14 protein-coding genes and 1 pseudogene are annotated in these 15,115 nt (G+C 67.1%); 11 read left to right on the top strand and 4 right to left on the bottom strand.

Annotation, left to right across the window (positions count from 1 at the left end; translation table 11 throughout):
* Positions 1-88: 88 nt before the first annotated feature.
* The gene (locus J2W36_RS11295) at positions 89-730 is read left to right on the top strand and encodes a TetR/AcrR family transcriptional regulator (protein ID WP_307689821.1); all 642 of its coding nucleotides are present in this window, start codon (positions 89-91) and stop codon (positions 728-730) included.
* A 50-nt stretch (positions 731-780) separates the two neighbouring features.
* Here the strand turns inward: J2W36_RS11295 and J2W36_RS11290 are convergent, their stop codons facing one another.
* On the bottom strand, positions 781-915 hold the full coding sequence (locus tag J2W36_RS11290; RefSeq protein WP_307689820.1) for a hypothetical protein: 135 nt from the start codon (positions 913-915) through the stop codon (positions 781-783).
* 70 nt (positions 916-985) lie between these two features.
* Between J2W36_RS11290 and J2W36_RS11285 the strand changes: the two genes are divergently transcribed.
* Genes J2W36_RS11285 through J2W36_RS11250 form a run of 8 tightly spaced genes read left to right on the top strand, consistent with a single transcriptional unit; the run spans position 986 to position 8,929 of the window.
* A complete protein-coding gene (locus J2W36_RS11285) occupies positions 986-1,894 on the top strand; it encodes a tripartite tricarboxylate transporter substrate binding protein (protein ID WP_307689952.1) in 909 nt (302 codons plus the stop codon).
* Between the two features lie 23 nt (positions 1,895-1,917).
* On the top strand, positions 1,918-3,081 hold the full coding sequence (locus J2W36_RS11280) for a Gfo/Idh/MocA family protein (protein WP_307689819.1): 1,164 nt from the start codon (positions 1,918-1,920) through the stop codon (positions 3,079-3,081).
* A gap of 11 nt (positions 3,082-3,092) precedes the next feature.
* Positions 3,093-4,280: a dihydrodipicolinate synthase family protein gene (locus J2W36_RS11275; RefSeq protein WP_307689818.1), complete on the top strand. Its 1,188-nt coding sequence runs from the start codon at positions 3,093-3,095 to the stop codon at positions 4,278-4,280.
* Positions 4,281-4,319: 39 nt separating this feature from the next.
* Positions 4,320-5,288 carry a Bug family tripartite tricarboxylate transporter substrate binding protein gene (locus tag J2W36_RS11270; RefSeq protein ID WP_307689817.1) on the top strand — a complete coding sequence of 323 codons (969 nt, stop codon included), beginning with the start codon at positions 4,320-4,322 and terminating at the stop codon, positions 5,286-5,288.
* Entirely contained in the window at positions 5,278-5,979 is a 702-nt protein-coding gene (locus tag J2W36_RS11265) for an SDR family NAD(P)-dependent oxidoreductase (protein ID WP_307689816.1), read from the top strand. The genes J2W36_RS11270 and J2W36_RS11265 overlap by 11 nt, the downstream gene beginning before the upstream one ends.
* Positions 5,976-6,908 (top strand): NAD(P)-dependent oxidoreductase, encoded by a 933-nt coding sequence (locus tag J2W36_RS11260; RefSeq protein ID WP_307689815.1) that lies wholly within the window; start codon positions 5,976-5,978, stop codon positions 6,906-6,908. The genes J2W36_RS11265 and J2W36_RS11260 overlap by 4 nt, the downstream gene beginning before the upstream one ends.
* A 7-nt stretch (positions 6,909-6,915) precedes the next feature.
* Positions 6,916-7,794, top strand: a complete 879-nt coding sequence (locus tag J2W36_RS11255; protein ID WP_307689814.1) for a sugar phosphate isomerase/epimerase family protein — start codon at positions 6,916-6,918, stop codon at positions 7,792-7,794.
* 40 nt (positions 7,795-7,834) lie between these two features.
* On the top strand, positions 7,835-8,929 hold the full coding sequence (locus J2W36_RS11250) for a DNA glycosylase AlkZ-like family protein (RefSeq protein WP_307689813.1): 1,095 nt from the start codon (positions 7,835-7,837) through the stop codon (positions 8,927-8,929).
* A gap of 34 nt (positions 8,930-8,963) precedes the next feature.
* Here the strand turns inward: J2W36_RS11250 and J2W36_RS11245 are convergent, their stop codons facing one another.
* On the bottom strand, positions 8,964-10,223 hold the full coding sequence (locus J2W36_RS11245; RefSeq protein ID WP_307689812.1) for an MFS transporter: 1,260 nt from the start codon (positions 10,221-10,223) through the stop codon (positions 8,964-8,966).
* Positions 10,224-10,329: 106 nt separating this feature from the next.
* Between J2W36_RS11245 and J2W36_RS11240 the strand changes: the two genes are divergently transcribed.
* A complete protein-coding gene (locus J2W36_RS11240) occupies positions 10,330-11,160 on the top strand; it encodes an AraC family transcriptional regulator (protein WP_307689811.1) in 831 nt (276 codons plus the stop codon).
* 71 nt (positions 11,161-11,231) lie between these two features.
* A complete protein-coding gene (locus J2W36_RS11235) occupies positions 11,232-12,905 on the top strand; it encodes a SulP family inorganic anion transporter (protein WP_307689810.1) in 1,674 nt (557 codons plus the stop codon).
* Positions 12,906-12,938: 33 nt separating this feature from the next.
* Here the strand turns inward: J2W36_RS11235 and dkgB are convergent, their stop codons facing one another.
* Together dkgB and J2W36_RS11225 are read right to left on the bottom strand one after the other, a co-directional pair.
* Positions 12,939-13,751 carry a 2,5-didehydrogluconate reductase DkgB gene (dkgB, locus tag J2W36_RS11230; RefSeq protein ID WP_307689809.1) on the bottom strand — a complete coding sequence of 271 codons (813 nt, stop codon included), beginning with the start codon at positions 13,749-13,751 and terminating at the stop codon, positions 12,939-12,941.
* Between the two features lie 129 nt (positions 13,752-13,880).
* Positions 13,881-15,035 (bottom strand): annotated as a pseudogene (locus tag J2W36_RS11225) (MFS transporter); the annotation flags it as partial.
* Between the last annotated feature and the right edge of the window lie 80 nt (positions 15,036-15,115).

The following is a 15,115-nucleotide window of genomic DNA, read 5'->3' as shown; positions in this document are numbered from 1 at the left end:
AGAATGGAAAGCCGATTATGAGCAGCGCGCGCCCGCGTGGCGTCACATCGCCACCATAATTCTCCAACTGGTTACCAAAATCACATCCATGGCTGCTTCGACCGCCCCCCTCCCGCGCACCCGCGACGCCGACAAGTCGCAGCAGGCCATCCTGCAGGCCGCCATGGAGGAGTTTGCGCAGCATGGCCACGCCGGTGCGCGCATCGACCGGATCGCCGAGCAGGCGGGCGTCAACAAGCGCCTGATCTACTATTACTTTGGCAACAAGGACGACCTGTTCCTGGCCGTGCTGGAGCGCACTTACGCCGACATTCGCGCGGCCGAACAAGCCCTGCATCTCGATGCCATGGACCCGGTCGAAGCCGTGCGGCAATTGGTGTCGTTCACCTGGCATTACTACCTCGACCACCCGGAATTCATCACGCTGCTCAACAGCGAGAACCTGCACCAGGCGGTGCATCTCAAGCAGTCGGCACGCATCCAGGAGATGAATTCCCCCCTGGTGCAGTTGCTTGCCGACGTGCTCGAGCGCGGTCGCCGCGAGGGACTGTTTCGCGACGGCATCGATCCGATCCAGCTCTACATTTCGATTGCATCGATCTGCTACTTCTACCTGTCGAACAACCCGACGCTGTCAGTGATCTTCGGCCGTGACCTGCGCGCGCCCAAGGCGCTCGCGCAACGCCTTTCGCACATCACGGAACTGGTGCTGGGCTACGTCCTGCGCTGACACCCCTGCGCGTGCACTCCCCCGTCCGCGCCGCGTCTCTCTTCGGGTAACTACCAAGCATGCCAACCGGTCGAGCGATTGACCGCGGTCGCGGCGTTGCGCAGAATTGCATCTAATTCACCAATTAGTGAATTGATCTGCAACAACATCGTCGGCATGACCGACTCGCAGGAGACAACGCTCATGACTTCCTTCATCCGTCTTGCCCTCACGGCGTCCCTCGCCGGGCTCGCCAGCCTGGCCACCCCTAGTGCCATGGCGCAAGGCACTTATCCCAACAAGCCGATCCGCGTGGTGGTGCCTTTCGCTGCCGGAAGCACGACCGACATCATTGCGCGCGCCATCGCCGACAAGATGAGCCAGAGCATGGGACAGACGTTGGTGATCGACAACCGCGGCGGCGCCAGCGGCACCATCGGCCAGCAGGCGGTGGCGACGGCGGCGCCCGACGGCTACACGGTCATGATCCACTCGTCGTCGCACACCGTGAGCCCGTCGACCTTCGCGAAGTTGCCGTTCGACACGGTCCACGACTTCGCGGGCGTGACACCGATCTCATCGCTGCCGAACGCGCTGGTGATCTCGCCGTCGAAGAACATCAAGACGCTGCAGGAACTGGTGGACCTGGCCCGTGCCAAGCCGGGCACCATCAACTTTGCGTCGGCCGGCCAAGGTAGCGCCACGCACCTGAATGCCGAGAAATTCAAGATGGCCGCGAAGATCGATGCGACCAACATTCCCTTCAAAGGATCGGGCGAGGCGGTGACCGAAGTGCTGTCGGGCCGCGTCGACTACTACTTCTCGCCCATCGCCCCGGTGATCGGCCAGATCAAGGAAGGCACGCTGCTGGCGCTGGCCGTCGGCTCACCCAAACGCGCCGCCGCCTTGCCCAACGTGCCGACCACCGCAGAAGCCGGTGTGCCGGGATCGGAATTCAACTTCTGGATCGGGATGATGGTGCCGGCCAAGACACCACGCGACATCGTCAACAAGCTGCACGACGAAGTCGAGAAGGCGCTCGCCTCGCCCGAGGTGAAAGAACGCTTCCTGAAGCTGGGCGCCGATGCCTGGACGCTCAAGCCCGAGCAGTTCGACACGTACATCAAGGACGAGATCAAGAGCAACGCCGCACTCGTGAAGGCCGCAGGCCTGCAACCCCAGTAACCCCACCGCACCACCGAACAACCATGGCTACACAACGACTCGGACTCATCATGCACGGCGTCACCGGACGCATGGGCATGAACCAGCATTTGATCCGCTCCATCTGCGCCATCCGCGCGCAAGGCGGGGTGACGCTGTCGAACGGCGACAAGGTCATGCCCGACCCGATCCTCATCGGCCGCAACGCCGAGAAGATGGAAGCGCTGGCCAAGAAGCACGGCATCGCGCGTTGGGGCACCGACCTCGACGCCGCACTCGAGAACCCCGACGACACGATCTTCTTCGACGCCGGCACCACCCAGATGCGCCCCACCCTGCTCGCCAAGGCGATCCGCGCGGGCAAGCACGTGTACTGCGAGAAGCCGATCGCGACCAACCTCAACGAAGCAGTCGAGATCGCACGCCTCGCAGAAGGCTCGGGCCTCAAGCACGGCGCCGTGCAGGACAAGCTCTTCCTGCCGGGCCTGCGCAAGCTCGACATGCTGCGCCGCGCCGGCTTCTTCGGCCGCATGCTGAGCGTGCGCCTGGAGTTCGGCTACTGGGTGTTCGAGGGCGACCTGCAACCGATCCAGCGCCCGAGCTGGAACTACCGCAAGGAAGACGGGGGCGGGATGATCCTGGACATGATGTGCCACTGGCGCTACGTGCTGGACAACCTGTTCGGCGAAGTGAAGTCGGTGAGCTGCCTCGGCGCAACGCACATCCCCAAGCGCTGGGACGAGAACGACCAACCGTACGAAGCGACCGCCGACGACGCCGCCTATGCGACCTGCGAACTCACGGGCCACAACGGCGAGCCGGTGATCGCGCAGATCAACATGAGCTGGGTCACGCGCGTGCGCCGGGACGACCTCGTCACCTTCCATGTCGACGGCACCGATGGCTCGGCCGTGGCGGGCCTGTCGAGCTGCCGTGCGCAGTCGCGCGTGGCCACGCCGCGCCCGGTGTGGAACCCTGACGAGAAGCAGACGATGAACTTCTTCGACCAGTGGCAGGAGATCCCCGACTCGCAGGTCTACGACAACGGCTTCAAGATCCAGTGGGAGCACTTCATCCGCCACGTGGTCGAAAACGCGCCGTACAAGTGGACGTTGCCCGAAGGCGCCAAGGGCGTGCAGCTGGTCGAGGCTGCGCTCGCGTCGTGGAAGGACCGTCGCTGGGTCGACGTGCCCGCGCTGAAGGTCTGAGGAAAAGCACCATGGCACTGACCCTCACCCTGCCGACCGCGAACCGATCCCTCGCACCGTACACGTTGAAGGGCAGCGTGCCCGCGAAGCCGGCGCCTGGCGTCACGTTCAACCGCATCGCCTACTCCGCCGCGCACGTCGTGGCCGACCCGGTCGCCGTGGCCGATCCGTGGCTGCAGGCCGCCGTCGACTGGGACACCACCATCGCCTACCGCCAGCACCTCTGGTCGCTCGGCCTGGGCGTCGCGGAGGCGATGGACACCGCGCAGCGCGGCATGGGCCTGGACTGGCCGACCTCGCTGGAACTGATCCGCCGATCGCTCGACGCCGCGAAGGATGTACCGAGCGCGCTGGTCGCCTCGGGCTGCGGCACCGACCATCTGAACCTCGACGACGTGAAGAGCGTCGATGATGTGATCCGCGGCTACGAGGAACAGATGGCCGCCATCGAAAAGCTCGGCGGCAAGCTGATCGTGATGGCCAGCCGCGCGCTGGCCCGCGTCGCGAAGAGCCCGGCCGACTACGAGCGCGTATACGACCGCATCCTGTCGCAGGCCAGGCAGCCGGTCGTGCTGCACTGGCTGGGCGAGATGTTCGACCCGGCGCTCGCGGGATATTGGGGAACGTCGGATGTCGACGCGTCCATGGACACGGCGGTCGGCATCATCGCGGCCCATCCGGACAAGGTCGACGGCATCAAGATCTCCCTCCTCGACAAGGACAAGGAGATCGCCATGCGCCGCCGCCTGCCCTCGGGCGTGCGGATGTACACGGGCGACGACTTCAACTACGCGGAGCTGATCGCGGGCGACGGCTTCGGCACCGAGCCGATGCATGGCCAGAGCGATGCGCTGCTCGGCATCTTCGACGCCATCGCGCCGGCCGCGAGCTCGGCGCTCGGCGAGCTTGCGCAGGGCAACGTCGACAAGTTCCACGCCATCCTCGGCCCGACCGTGCCGCTGTCGCGCCACATCTTCGCGGCGCCCACGCGCTTCTACAAGACCGGCGTCGTGTTCATGGCATGGCTCAACGGCCACCAGCGGCACTTCACGATGGTCGGCGGCCAGCAGAGCACGCGCTCTTTGCAGCATTTCGCCGAGCTGTTCCGCCTGGCGGATGCGGCCAGCGTGCTGGAGAAGCCGGAGCTGGCGGTGCAGCGCATGAAGACGCTGCTGGCCCTGCACGGCGTGGACAGCTGACGGATCAAGCGAGTTCAAGAAATACAACGGAGACAACACATGAACAAGCGAATCCTTCTGAAGGCGCTCGCGCCGATCCTGTTCGGCCTCGCCACGGCGGGCGCCTGCGCGCAAGCGTGGCCCAACAAGCCGGTGCGCGTGGTCATTCCCTTCCCGCCCGGCGGCACGCTCGACACCGTGGGCCGCCTGCTCGCGCAGAAGCTCGGCGAACAGACGGGCCAGACCTTTGTCGTTGACAACCGGCCCGGCGGCAACGGCACCATCGGCGCGGACAACGTGGCCAAGGCACCGGCCGATGGGTACACGCTGCTGTTCAACGCATCGACCTTCGTGACGGCACCGATGACGATGAAGTCGGTGCCCTACAGCGTAGTCGCCAACTTCACGCCGGTGGCGCTGGTCGCCAAGGCGCCGCTGTCGGTGGCGATCAACAAGAACCTGCCGATCACCGATGTGAAGTCGCTGGTCGCCTATGCCAACTCCAACCCCGGCAAGATGACCTTCGCGGTCGGCTCGATCGGCTCGGCCGGCCACCTGTCGACCGAACTGCTCAAACGCGCAGGCAATCTCGATTACCTGATCGTTCCGTACAAGGGCACCGCGCCTGCGTTCCAGGACCTGATCGGCGGGCAGATCGACGGCTTCATCGACCCCATCCTCGGCTCGCTTCAGTACCACAAGAGCGGGATGCTGCGCGTGATCGCCGTGACCTCGAAGGCGCGTGCGACCAGCCTACCCGACGTGCCCACGGTGGGCGAGACCATTGAGGGCTACGAGTTCTACAGCTGGTACGGCCTGTGGGGCCCGGCCAAGCTACCGGCGGACATCACGCAGCGGCTCAACGCCGAGGTGAACAAGGCGTTGGCCAGCGCGGACATGCGCGAGAAGTTGACGCCGCAGGGCCTGCTGCTGACACCCGGTTCGGTCGAGGACTTCGCCAAGTTCCAACATGGCGACATGGCAGCATCGCAGAAGATCATCACGGAGGGCAACATCCGTGTCGAATGACCGGCGGCGCGCCGTCGTCACCGGAAGCAGCTCGGGCATCGGCCTTGCCATCGCCAGACGGCTGCTCGACGACGGCTGGCACGTCACAGGCTTCGACCTGGCGCCGGCGACGCTCGCGCACGCCGCCTTCACGGCCGTCGCTGTCGATCTTTGCGACGGCGCGGCCACGGCCGAAGCCAGCCTCGCCGCCATCGATGGAGGCGCCGTCGACGCGCTGGTGCATGCTGCCGGCGTGCTGCGCGTGGGCACGCTCGGCGCGCTCGACGCCGGTGCCGGCCAGCGGATGTGGCAGTTGCACGTCGATGCGCTGACGCGCATTGCCGATGTGCTCATGCCGTGCATGCAGAAAGCCAGCCATGGCCGTGTCGTCGTGGTCGGCAGCCGCGTCGCGCGCGGCATGGCCGGGCGCAGCCAGTACGCGGCAACAAAGGCCGCGCTCGTGGCACTGGCGCGCAGTTGGGCGGCCGAGGTCGTCGCCGATGGCGTGACCGTGAACGTCGTTTCGCCGGCCGCCACGGCAACTGCGATGCTCGATGATCCGGCGCGCAAGACGGCCGCGCCGCGCGTCCCGCCGATGGGACGCCTGATCCAGCCGCAGGAGATCGCCGCGCTGGTGGCCTATCTGTTGTCGGCCGACGCGGCGGCGATCACCGGACAGGAGATTCAAATCTGCGGCGGAGCCTCGCTGTGACATCGTCTTCTCCCTCTCGACGTGCGTTCGATCGCTCGCTGCCGGTCGGCCTGATCGGTCTCGGCCTGGTCGGCACCGCGCTCGCACAGCGCCTGACGCAGGCCGGCTTCGAGGTCGTCGGCTTCGACATGCGCGCGGACGCACGGGACGCGTTGCACGCGCAAGGCCTGCGCGTCGCCGCATCGCCACGCGAAGTCGGCGCGGTCTGCCCGGTGGTCGTGCTCGCAGTGTTCGACACAGCGGGCGCCATCGAAGCCATCGAAGGTCCGGACGGCCTGGCCTCGGGCGGCGCGCTACGCGCGGTCATTGATTGCTCGACCGGCATTCCCGAGGCGCTCGAAGCCCTGGCGCAGCGGCTGGGCGCGCGCCACATCGACCTCGTCGAAGCGCCGCTGTCGGGTTCAAGCCGCCAGATCGCAGCAGGTGACGCCACGCTGCTGCTCGGCGGCAACGGCGACGCGATCGAGGCCCTCGCGCCTTGGCTGTCGGTGCTCTCGTCGAAGCGCGTCCACGTCGGCGGCGCCGGTGCCGGTGCGCGCGCGAAGCTTGCGACCAACCTGGTGCTCGGCCTCAACCGCGCGGCGCTGGCCGAGGGCATGGTGTTCGCCGAATCGATGGGCATCGCGCCGGCGCGTTTTCTCGAACTCGTGTTGGCGACGCCAGCGCGTTCCGACGCTGCGCTGGCCAAGGGCGCAATGATGGTGAACGAAGACTTCACGCCGCAATCGCGCATCCGCCAGCACCTGAAGGACGTCGACCTGATGCTCGGCCATGGCCAACGCACGGGGCAGCGGCTGCCACTGTCCGAAACCCATGCCGCGCTGATGCGCGCCGCCGTGGCCGCGGGCGATGGCGAACTCGACAACGCCGCCATCCTGCGCCAGCTGCGCCGCGAGCGGACCCCACCCACCCCCACCGACACACACTGAGACTCCGATGCGCGACTTCTCCCAGAACCACGACTGGCTGTCCATCAACACCGCGACCGTGCGCAAGCAGCATGGCACCGAGGTGCCGCTCGACCGCATCATCGATCAGTGCGCCGAACGTGGCATCCGCGCGATCAGCCCCTGGCGCGACCAAGTCGCGGCGGTCGGGCTCGACAAGGTGGCCAGGCAGCTGAAGGCGCATGGCATCGGCCTGTCGGGCTACTGCCGCGGCGGCTTCTTCCCCGCGCCCGACGCGGTCGGGCTGAAGGCCGCACTCGACGACAACCGCCGCGCCATCGACGAGGCCAAGACCCTGAATGCGCCCTGCCTGGTGCTCGTGGTCGGCGCCCTCCCCGGCGCCCTCGACGGCAAGGCCGTCTACACCGACATCGCCCGCGCTCGCAGCGAGGTGCGCGATGGCATCGCGGCGTCGCTGGACTATGCACGCGAGGTCGGCATGCCGCTGGCCATCGAGCCGCTGCACCCGATGCAGGCGGCCGACCGCGCCTGTATCAACACGCTCGAGCATGCACTCGACGTCTGCGACGAGCTTGATCCTGGCAACACCGGCATGCTCGGCGTCGCGCTCGACATCTACCACGTGTGGTGGGACCCGAAGCTGCAGCAGCAGATCGCACGCGCCGGGAAGGAGCGCCTGCTGGCCTACCACGTGTGCGACTGGCTCACGCCGACGCGAGACCTGCTGTCAGACCGCGGGATGATGGGCGACGGCGTCGTTGAGCTCAAGAAGATCCGAGGCTGGGTCGAGGCGGCAGGCTTCGATGGTTTCAGCGAGGTCGAGATCTTCTCGGTGCTCGACTGGTGGCAGCGCGATGGCGGCGAGGTGCTCGACACCTGCATCGCACGACATCGCCAGTGCGTCTGAGGACGAGCCCCGGCCAGCGATCTGTGCTGCAATGCGGCGCATGGCCGATCCGACCCTCGATCAGTTGCGACGCTATGCGATCGCGCGCACGCTCTTCAAACCGACAACGCTGCAGCGCGCCATCGAGCGCCTGGGCTTCGTGCAGGCCGATCCGATCCGTGCGCCCGCACGCGCGCAGGACCTGACGCTGCGCCATCGCGTCAAGGACTACCGTGCGGGCGATCTCGAACGCCGCTATGCCAGGCTGGACATCGAGGAGGACTGCCTCGTCAACTACGGCTTCCTTCCGCGTGCGCACCTGGCACTCATGCATCCGCGTGGCGAACGCCGGCCCTGGGACGCCGCGCTGCAGCGCAAGGCACAGGACGTGCTCGACTTCGTGAAGGCGCGCGGACCGGTGCATCCGCGCCAGGTCGAACTGCATTTCGCGCATGGCACGACGACGAACTATTGGGGTGGCTCCAGCAACGCCAGCACCCATCTGCTCGACGGCCTGCACTACCGCGGCCTGCTGCGCGTGGTGCGGCGCGACAGCGGCACGCGCGTCTACGAGGCCGTGACGCATCCGCCCGCGCAAGACAGCGATGCCGACCGCGCACGCCGCGCGGCCGCGTTGATCGATCTGGTCGTACGCAAGTACGCGCCGCTGCCGGCGGCCAGCCTCACGTACCTCGTGCGGCTGCTGAGCTACGGCGCGCCGCACCTGCAGTTGCAACTGCAGGCGGCCTTGCGCCAGGCGCGCGGCCAAGCGCTGGCCAGCTGCCGCATCGACGGCACCACCTGGTACTGGCCCGCCGACGAGAACCCGCGGTCGCGCCGGCATGTGGCCGACGACTCGGTGCGGCTGCTCGCGCCCTTCGACCCCCTGGTATGGGACCGCCGACGCTTTGCGCTGCTCTGGGGGTGGACCTACAAATTCGAAGCCTACACGCCCGCGCCGCAGCGCCAGTTCGGGCACTACGCGCTGCCCCTGCTGTGGCACGAGCATGTGATCGGATGGGCCAACGTGACCTCGGTCGGCGGCCAGCTGCAGCCACACTTCGGCTATGCCGACGTCCCACCGAGCAGCCCTGCCTTCAATGCCGCGCGCGACGACGAGCTGCAGCGCATGGCCGCTTTCCTCTCGGCCCGTTGAGCGCCGCTCCTTCGGCGGGGCGGCTCCAGGCGCTTCAAGCCGACACGGAAGCCGCCGGCATCAGCGACTCGCGGCGCACGCGCCGCACATTGAACGCACTGATGATCAGCACGCTCTGCACGATCGCCAGGCCGATGATCACGCTGCGGTACTGACCGCTGTCCATCAGCCCGCCGAACACCAGCGGTGCCGTGGCCTGGCCGATGTCGAGACCCGCATACACCACGCCGTAGACGCGGCCCGTAGCGTTGGCAGGCGTCGACCGCTTCACAAGCAGGTCGCGCGACGGCCCCGCAATACCCGACGCAAAACCCATCGCACCGAACATCACCGGCACCAGCACCGGCGCGAAGTCGGCGAAGGCCAGCGTCAATGCGAGTGCGGCACCGATGCCGAAACCCACGCCCACGATGCGTTCGCAGCGCGACGGGTCGGCCGCCAGAAAGCCACCCAGCACCATGCCGCCCGCGCTGGCCACCATGTACACCGTGAGGCACACCGCCACCAGCGCGACCGGTACCGCGTGCAGGTGACCAGCGGCCACCGGCGCGAAGGTCTGCACCACACTGATGACCATCGCGTAGAAGAAGAAGAACGCAAAGCACATCCAGACCGCCGGTATGCGCAGGAAGCCGAACTCGCTGCCCGACACGGCCGTGCCCTGGCCGGTGGCTTTCTGCACCGCCTTCACGTCGAGCGCCAGCACGCCGCGGTACACCCACAGCACCAGGAGCACGGCAATGGCCAGCACCCCAGCGGCGGCCAGTGCCACGCGCCACGAATAGGCCATCGCCAACGGCACGACGAAGGCCGGCGCCAGCGCCCAACCCAGGCTGCCGGTGATCCCGTGCACGCTGTACGCATGGCCGAGCCGGGTCGGCGCGACCTTGCGGTTGAACAGCGTGTAGTCGACCGGATGGAACACGCCGTTGCCGATGCCGCCGAACACCGCGCTCACCAGCAGCATCCAGTAGCTCTGCGCGCTCGCGTACCCGAAAGCGGCGATGCCCAGCATGCCCAAGCCGACGAAGAGCACGGGCCTGGGACCCATCTTGTCGACGATGAAACCGGAGGCGGCCTGCACCAGGCACGAGACGACGAAAAAGACGGTGAGCACCGCGCCGAGCTCCACGTAGCTCACATTGAACGCGTCCTTGAGCCAAGGGAACAAGGGCGCCAGGATCAACTGGCTGAAGTGGCTGACCGCATGAGCGAGGCCGACCAGGCCGATGAGCTGCGCGTCGGCGCGCAAGGTGGGGCCGCTGCCGGCGGGAGAGGATGTAGAGGAGGACATGGGCGATCGGCGATGAAACGGTGACTGAAAAAACACAGGGGCGCTTCGATCGTAGAGGCGATAGCCACGGCAGAATGGCGATACATGGACAACATTTATCGAAACCATGCCAAAGCTTGATTCGACGGACGGTCCGGCCCATATCGTCGGCCCCCTCACCCCGCACTTCTACGCGCCGGACGCCATGCGCCCGCTGCGGGCCAAGGAGCATTTCCTGCAGGCCGACACCTTCGTGGCCCTGCACCAGCATCCGTGGCCGCAGCTGACTTTTTCGACGCGCGGGGTGATCCGCCTGTCGACCCAGGACGGCAGCTACATCGTGCCGCCGTCGCGTGCGCTGTGGGTGCCCGCCGACATGCCGCACAGCATCACGTTGATCGAAGATGCGGAACTGCGCACGATCTACCTCCACAGTTGGGTGTCGCCCGCCTGGGACAAGTGCGAGGTGCTGGAGATCAGCCCCTTGCTGCGGGCATTGATGCTGGCGCTGGACACCACGCCCGACCATCAGCCCGGCGGTGACCCGCATGCCGCACAGCGCGAACGCTGGATCGCGCCCCTGCTGGTCGACGAACTGGAACGCGCCACACAGATCCGCATCGACGTGCCGTTGCCCGCCGACAAGCGGCTGCGCCAGCTCTGCGAAACCCTGTTGCGCCACCCGGCTGCCAGCGCCACGCTGGCCGAGCGCGCGGCCGCCATCGGCGCGAGCGAACGCACCGTGGCGCGCATGTTCCGCAGCCAACTGGGCATGAGCTGGCAGGCCTGGCGCCAGCAGGCGATCCTTGCGCATGCGCTGCCACTGCTCGCACGCGGCATGCCTGTGAGCCAGGTCGCCAACGCCAGCGGCTATGCGACCGACAGCGCCTTCTGTGCCATGTTCAAGGCCGCGACCGGTCAGTCGCCGACCGCCTTCCAGCACAAGAAAACGCGCTGAGACTGCAGCGTGTCACGGTGCTTCCGTATGATCGACCCCCTCGAATTCCCGTTGCGGCCACCGCCTTCTCCATGACGTTGACACGTGCGCAACTCCAGCGCTGGCTCCCTTTCCTCGCCTGGCCGCGCCCCGACCGCGCACTGCTCTTGAACGAGGCGTCAGCCGGCATCACCGTGGCCCTGATGGTGATCCCGCAAGGTGTCGCCTACGCGGCGCTGGCAGGCATGCCACTGGTCACCGGGGTCTATGCGGCGCTGTTTCCGGCGCTGATCGCCGTGCTCTTCAGTTCGTCGGCACGCCTGTCGGTCGGGCCGACCGCACTCACGAGCTTGCTGGTGGGAGCCTCGCTGTCGCCGTTGGCGATCAGGGGCAGCCAGGAATGGGTCGCGCTCGCCGTGTGGCTCACGCTGTTTTCCGGGGCGATGCAGTTCGTGCTCGGCGCTGCGCGCTTCGGCTGGCTGCTGCGCCTGGTCAATTCGCCAGTGCTGATGGGTTTCACGCAGGGGGCGGCCGTGCTGATCACCCTGTCCCAACTGCCCGCGCTGCTCGGCTTCACCGGACGCAGCTACGCCCAGTTGTTGCGGGGTCCACCGCCCGATCTCATTGCTGTTGCATTCGGCCTGGGCGGCATGGCGATGCTGTGGCTGGGCAAGCGCTTCGTGCCACGTGTTCCGACCACGATGGTGCTGGTGGCCGTGGCGGCAGCGGTGAGCGCGGCCATCGGCTACGCGCTCGAAGGCGGGGCCGTCATCGGCAAGCTGCCGTCCGGCCTGCCCGCCTTCTACTTGCCAGGCGGCCTCACGCTCGACCAGGTCGGCGCCCTGCTGCTGCCGGCGTTCCTCATCACGCTGGTGAGCTTTCTGGAAACGGCGTCGAGCGCCAAGGTCGACAACGCACGTGCGGGCAAGCTCTGGAACGAGAACCAGGATCTGATCGGCCAGGGCCTGGGCAAGATCGCCTCGGGCCTCACAGGGTCGTTCCCCACCAGTTCGTCGTTCTCGCGCTCCGCCATCACGCTCTATGCCGGGGCCAAGACGCAGTGGTCGACGCTCTTCAGCGTGGCGGTGGTTGCGGCGGCGCTGCTTTGGGCGATGCCGCTGCTGTTCCATGTGCCGCAGGCGGTGCTGGCCTCGGTCGTGGTCACCGCCACGCTCGGGTTGATGCGGCCTTCGGCCTTTGTCGCGCTCTGGCGCATCTCGCGCATCGAGGCGGCCATCGCGCTGGGCACCTTTGCGCTGACCATCGCCACGGCGCCGTCGATCTACTGGGGGGTGCTCGGCGGCCTGCTGGCGGCGCTGGCGCACTACATGTACCGGCACCTGCACCCGCGCATCATCGAGGTCGGCCTGCATGCCGACGGCAGCCTGCGCGACCGGCACCTGTGGCACCTGCCGCCGCTGGCGCCCCATCTCTACGCGCTGCGCATGGATGCCGAACTCGACTTCGCCTCGGGCAGCACGCTGGAGCGCGCCATCACCGTCGCGCTGGCCGAACGGCCAGGACTCACCGACGTGTGTCTTTTCGCCCATCCGATCAACCGCGTGGACATCACGGGCGCGGAGGTTTTTGGCAGCATCCGCCGGTTGCTCGAATCGCAAGGCGTGCGCCTGCACCTGTCGGGGCTCAAGCTGCCCGCGCAGCAGGTGCTCGAGCGTGCCGGCCTGCTGACGCCCGGCCCGATGTTCTTCGCTTACCGTACCGATGCGGAAACGCTGGCGGCGTTGCAGGCCACCAGCGGGAAGTGACACGCAAGCCGTCTTGCGCGTCCTGCTTTTTCATCAGTCCCAGGCCGGCGCCAGGCCCTCGGGGCTGGTGAGGCGCTCGCCGCGGTCCATCCGTGCGATCTGTGCCATGTCGGCATCGCTGAGCTGAAGTTGCTGCGCCAGCAGGTTGCTCGCCAGGTTCTCGCGCTTCGTCGATGAGGGGATCACCGCGTAGCCGAGCTGCATGGCCCAGGCCAGCACCACCTGCGCAGGCGTTGCGTTTCGGGCCGAGGCCATGGCCTCGATCACCGGGTCCTTCAGCGCCTTGCCGTAGGCCAGCGTCATGTACGAGGTGATGTGGATGCCCTGGCTCTTCGCGAAATCAACCACCTTGCGGTTCTGAAGGAAGGGCGACAGCTCGATCTGGTTCGTTGCAATGTGCTCGGCGCCCACGGCCTCAATGGCCTCTTTCATCAGCGCGATGTTGAAGTTGGAGATGCCGATGCGCCTGGTCAGGCCCTGCGCCTTGGCTTGCATCAAGGCGCCCATGAACTCGGCGACCGGCACCGCGTTGTTCGGTGACGGCCAGTGGATCAGCGTCAGGTCGACGTGGTCGGTGCGCAGCTTCTGAAGACTGTCCTTCAGGCTGGGCACCAGCTTGTCCTCGGCGTAGTTCGCGGTCCAGATCTTGGTGGTGATGAAGATGTCGTCGCGCGGCACGCCGCTTTCGGCGATCGCCTGGCCGACCTCAGCCTCGTTACCGTAGATCTGCGCCGTGTCGACGAGGCGGTAACCGAGTTCGAGGCCCGTCTTGACCGAGTCGATGACGACCTGGTCCTTCAGGCGGAACGTGCCGAGGCCGAAGGCGGGGATGGTGTTCGTGTTCATGGAAACTCTCCTTGTAAATCAGTTCGTGGAATGCCGCGGAACCGGCTTTGCCGGGCCGCTGGCGTTGCCCCCCGCAGGGGGGTGGGCGGAGTGAAACGAAGCTTGGGGGTGTGCGACAAACTTTTCGTTGCGTTGGTCGAGCTTTCCGCTCCATTGCGTGAGGGCCAGCGAAACGAGCACCACCAGTGCGCCGATCCACGGCGTGTGCATCAGCCCAAGGTGCGTGACGATCAACCCACCGGCCCAGGCCGCGCCGGCGATGCCGAGGTTGAAGGCCGCGATGTTCAGGCCCGAGGCCACGTCGACCGCCTGCGGCGTGAAGCGCTCCGCCTGCTTGACCACGTACACCTGCAGGCCCGGCACGTTGCCGAAGGCGACCGCGCCCCACGCCAGCACGGTGGCCAGCGCCAGCCACTTGTGCGGCGCGGTGAACTGCAAGACCAGCAGCACGGTGGCCAGCAGCGCAAAGATGATCTTCAATGCCGGGATCGGTCCGAGTCGGTCGGCCAGTTTGCCACCCCAGATGTTGCCCACCGCAACCGACACACCATACACCAGCATCACCCAGCCGACCGCACCGGCGCTGAAGCCCGACACGTCGGTGAGGATCGAGGCGAGAAAGGTGAAGGGAATGAACGAGCCGCCGTAGCCGATGGCCGTCTTGGCGTAGACCAGCAGGAGGCGCGGCTCGGCCAGCACCCTGGCCTGCTGCACCAGCGAGGCCGGCGCGCTGTGGCGGATGTTCTTCGGCACGAAGATCCAGCTGCCGATGAAGGCGATCACGCCCAGCGCCGAGACGGCGAGGAAGGTCTCGCGCCAGCCGAAATGCTGGCCGATGAAGGTGCCCAGCGGCACGCCGGTGACCAGCGCCACCGTGAGCCCGGTGAACATGACCGCGATGGCGCTCGCCGCCTTTTCCTTGGGCACCAGGCCGGTGGCGATGGTCGAGCCGATCGAGAAGAACACGCCGTGCGCCAGGCCGGTGAGGACGCGCGCCGCGACCAGCGTCTCGTAGCTGGGCGCCTGCCAGGCCAGCAGGTTGCCGGCGGTGAAGAGCGCCATCAGGCCGAGCAGCAGCGCCTTGCGCGGCACCCTGCCGGTCAGGGCGGTCAGCACCGGCGCGCCGACGGCGACGCCGAGCGCGTACAGGCTGACCAGCAGGCCGGCCGAGGGCAGGCTGATGCCGAGGTCGGCCGCCACGGTCGGCAACAGGCCGACGATCACGAACTCGGTCGTGCCGATGGCGAAGGCGCTGAGAGTCAGCGCGAGAAGAGCAATGGGCATGGAAGCTCCGGTGGTTCGGGAAAGAACCGAAGTCTCGGCTTTTTACCTTTGCAGAAAAACCCCTTAAGCTCGCAAAGTCA

The organism is Variovorax ginsengisoli (genome assembly GCF_030811835.1).
GTDB lineage: Bacteria > Pseudomonadota > Gammaproteobacteria > Burkholderiales > Burkholderiaceae_C > Variovorax > Variovorax ginsengisoli_C.
Note: the sequence above shows the minus strand (reverse complement) of the source record. Positions and strands in the feature narration are given on the sequence as shown.

What these genes read in the sequence shown, in the direction of transcription:
- J2W36_RS11295 (WP_307689821.1), top strand. Translation starts at nt 89, where the DNA reads ATGGCTGCTTCGACCGCCCCCCTCCCGCGCACCCGCGACGCCGACAAG.
- J2W36_RS11290 (WP_307689820.1), bottom strand. Translation starts at nt 915, where the DNA reads ATGAGCGTTGTCTCCTGCGAGTCGGTCATGCCGACGATGTTGTTGCAG.
- J2W36_RS11285 (WP_307689952.1), top strand. Translation starts at nt 986, where the DNA reads ATGGCGCAAGGCACTTATCCCAACAAGCCGATCCGCGTGGTGGTGCCT.
- J2W36_RS11280 (WP_307689819.1), top strand. Translation starts at nt 1,918, where the DNA reads ATGGCTACACAACGACTCGGACTCATCATGCACGGCGTCACCGGACGC.
- J2W36_RS11275 (WP_307689818.1), top strand. Translation starts at nt 3,093, where the DNA reads ATGGCACTGACCCTCACCCTGCCGACCGCGAACCGATCCCTCGCACCG.
- J2W36_RS11270 (WP_307689817.1), top strand. Translation starts at nt 4,320, where the DNA reads ATGAACAAGCGAATCCTTCTGAAGGCGCTCGCGCCGATCCTGTTCGGC.
- J2W36_RS11255 (WP_307689814.1), top strand. Translation starts at nt 6,916, where the DNA reads ATGCGCGACTTCTCCCAGAACCACGACTGGCTGTCCATCAACACCGCG.
- J2W36_RS11250 (WP_307689813.1), top strand. Translation starts at nt 7,835, where the DNA reads ATGGCCGATCCGACCCTCGATCAGTTGCGACGCTATGCGATCGCGCGC.
- J2W36_RS11245 (WP_307689812.1), bottom strand. Translation starts at nt 10,223, where the DNA reads ATGTCCTCCTCTACATCCTCTCCCGCCGGCAGCGGCCCCACCTTGCGC.
- J2W36_RS11240 (WP_307689811.1), top strand. Translation starts at nt 10,330, where the DNA reads ATGCCAAAGCTTGATTCGACGGACGGTCCGGCCCATATCGTCGGCCCC.
- J2W36_RS11235 (WP_307689810.1), top strand. Translation starts at nt 11,232, where the DNA reads ATGACGTTGACACGTGCGCAACTCCAGCGCTGGCTCCCTTTCCTCGCC.
- dkgB (WP_307689809.1), bottom strand. Translation starts at nt 13,751, where the DNA reads ATGAACACGAACACCATCCCCGCCTTCGGCCTCGGCACGTTCCGCCTG.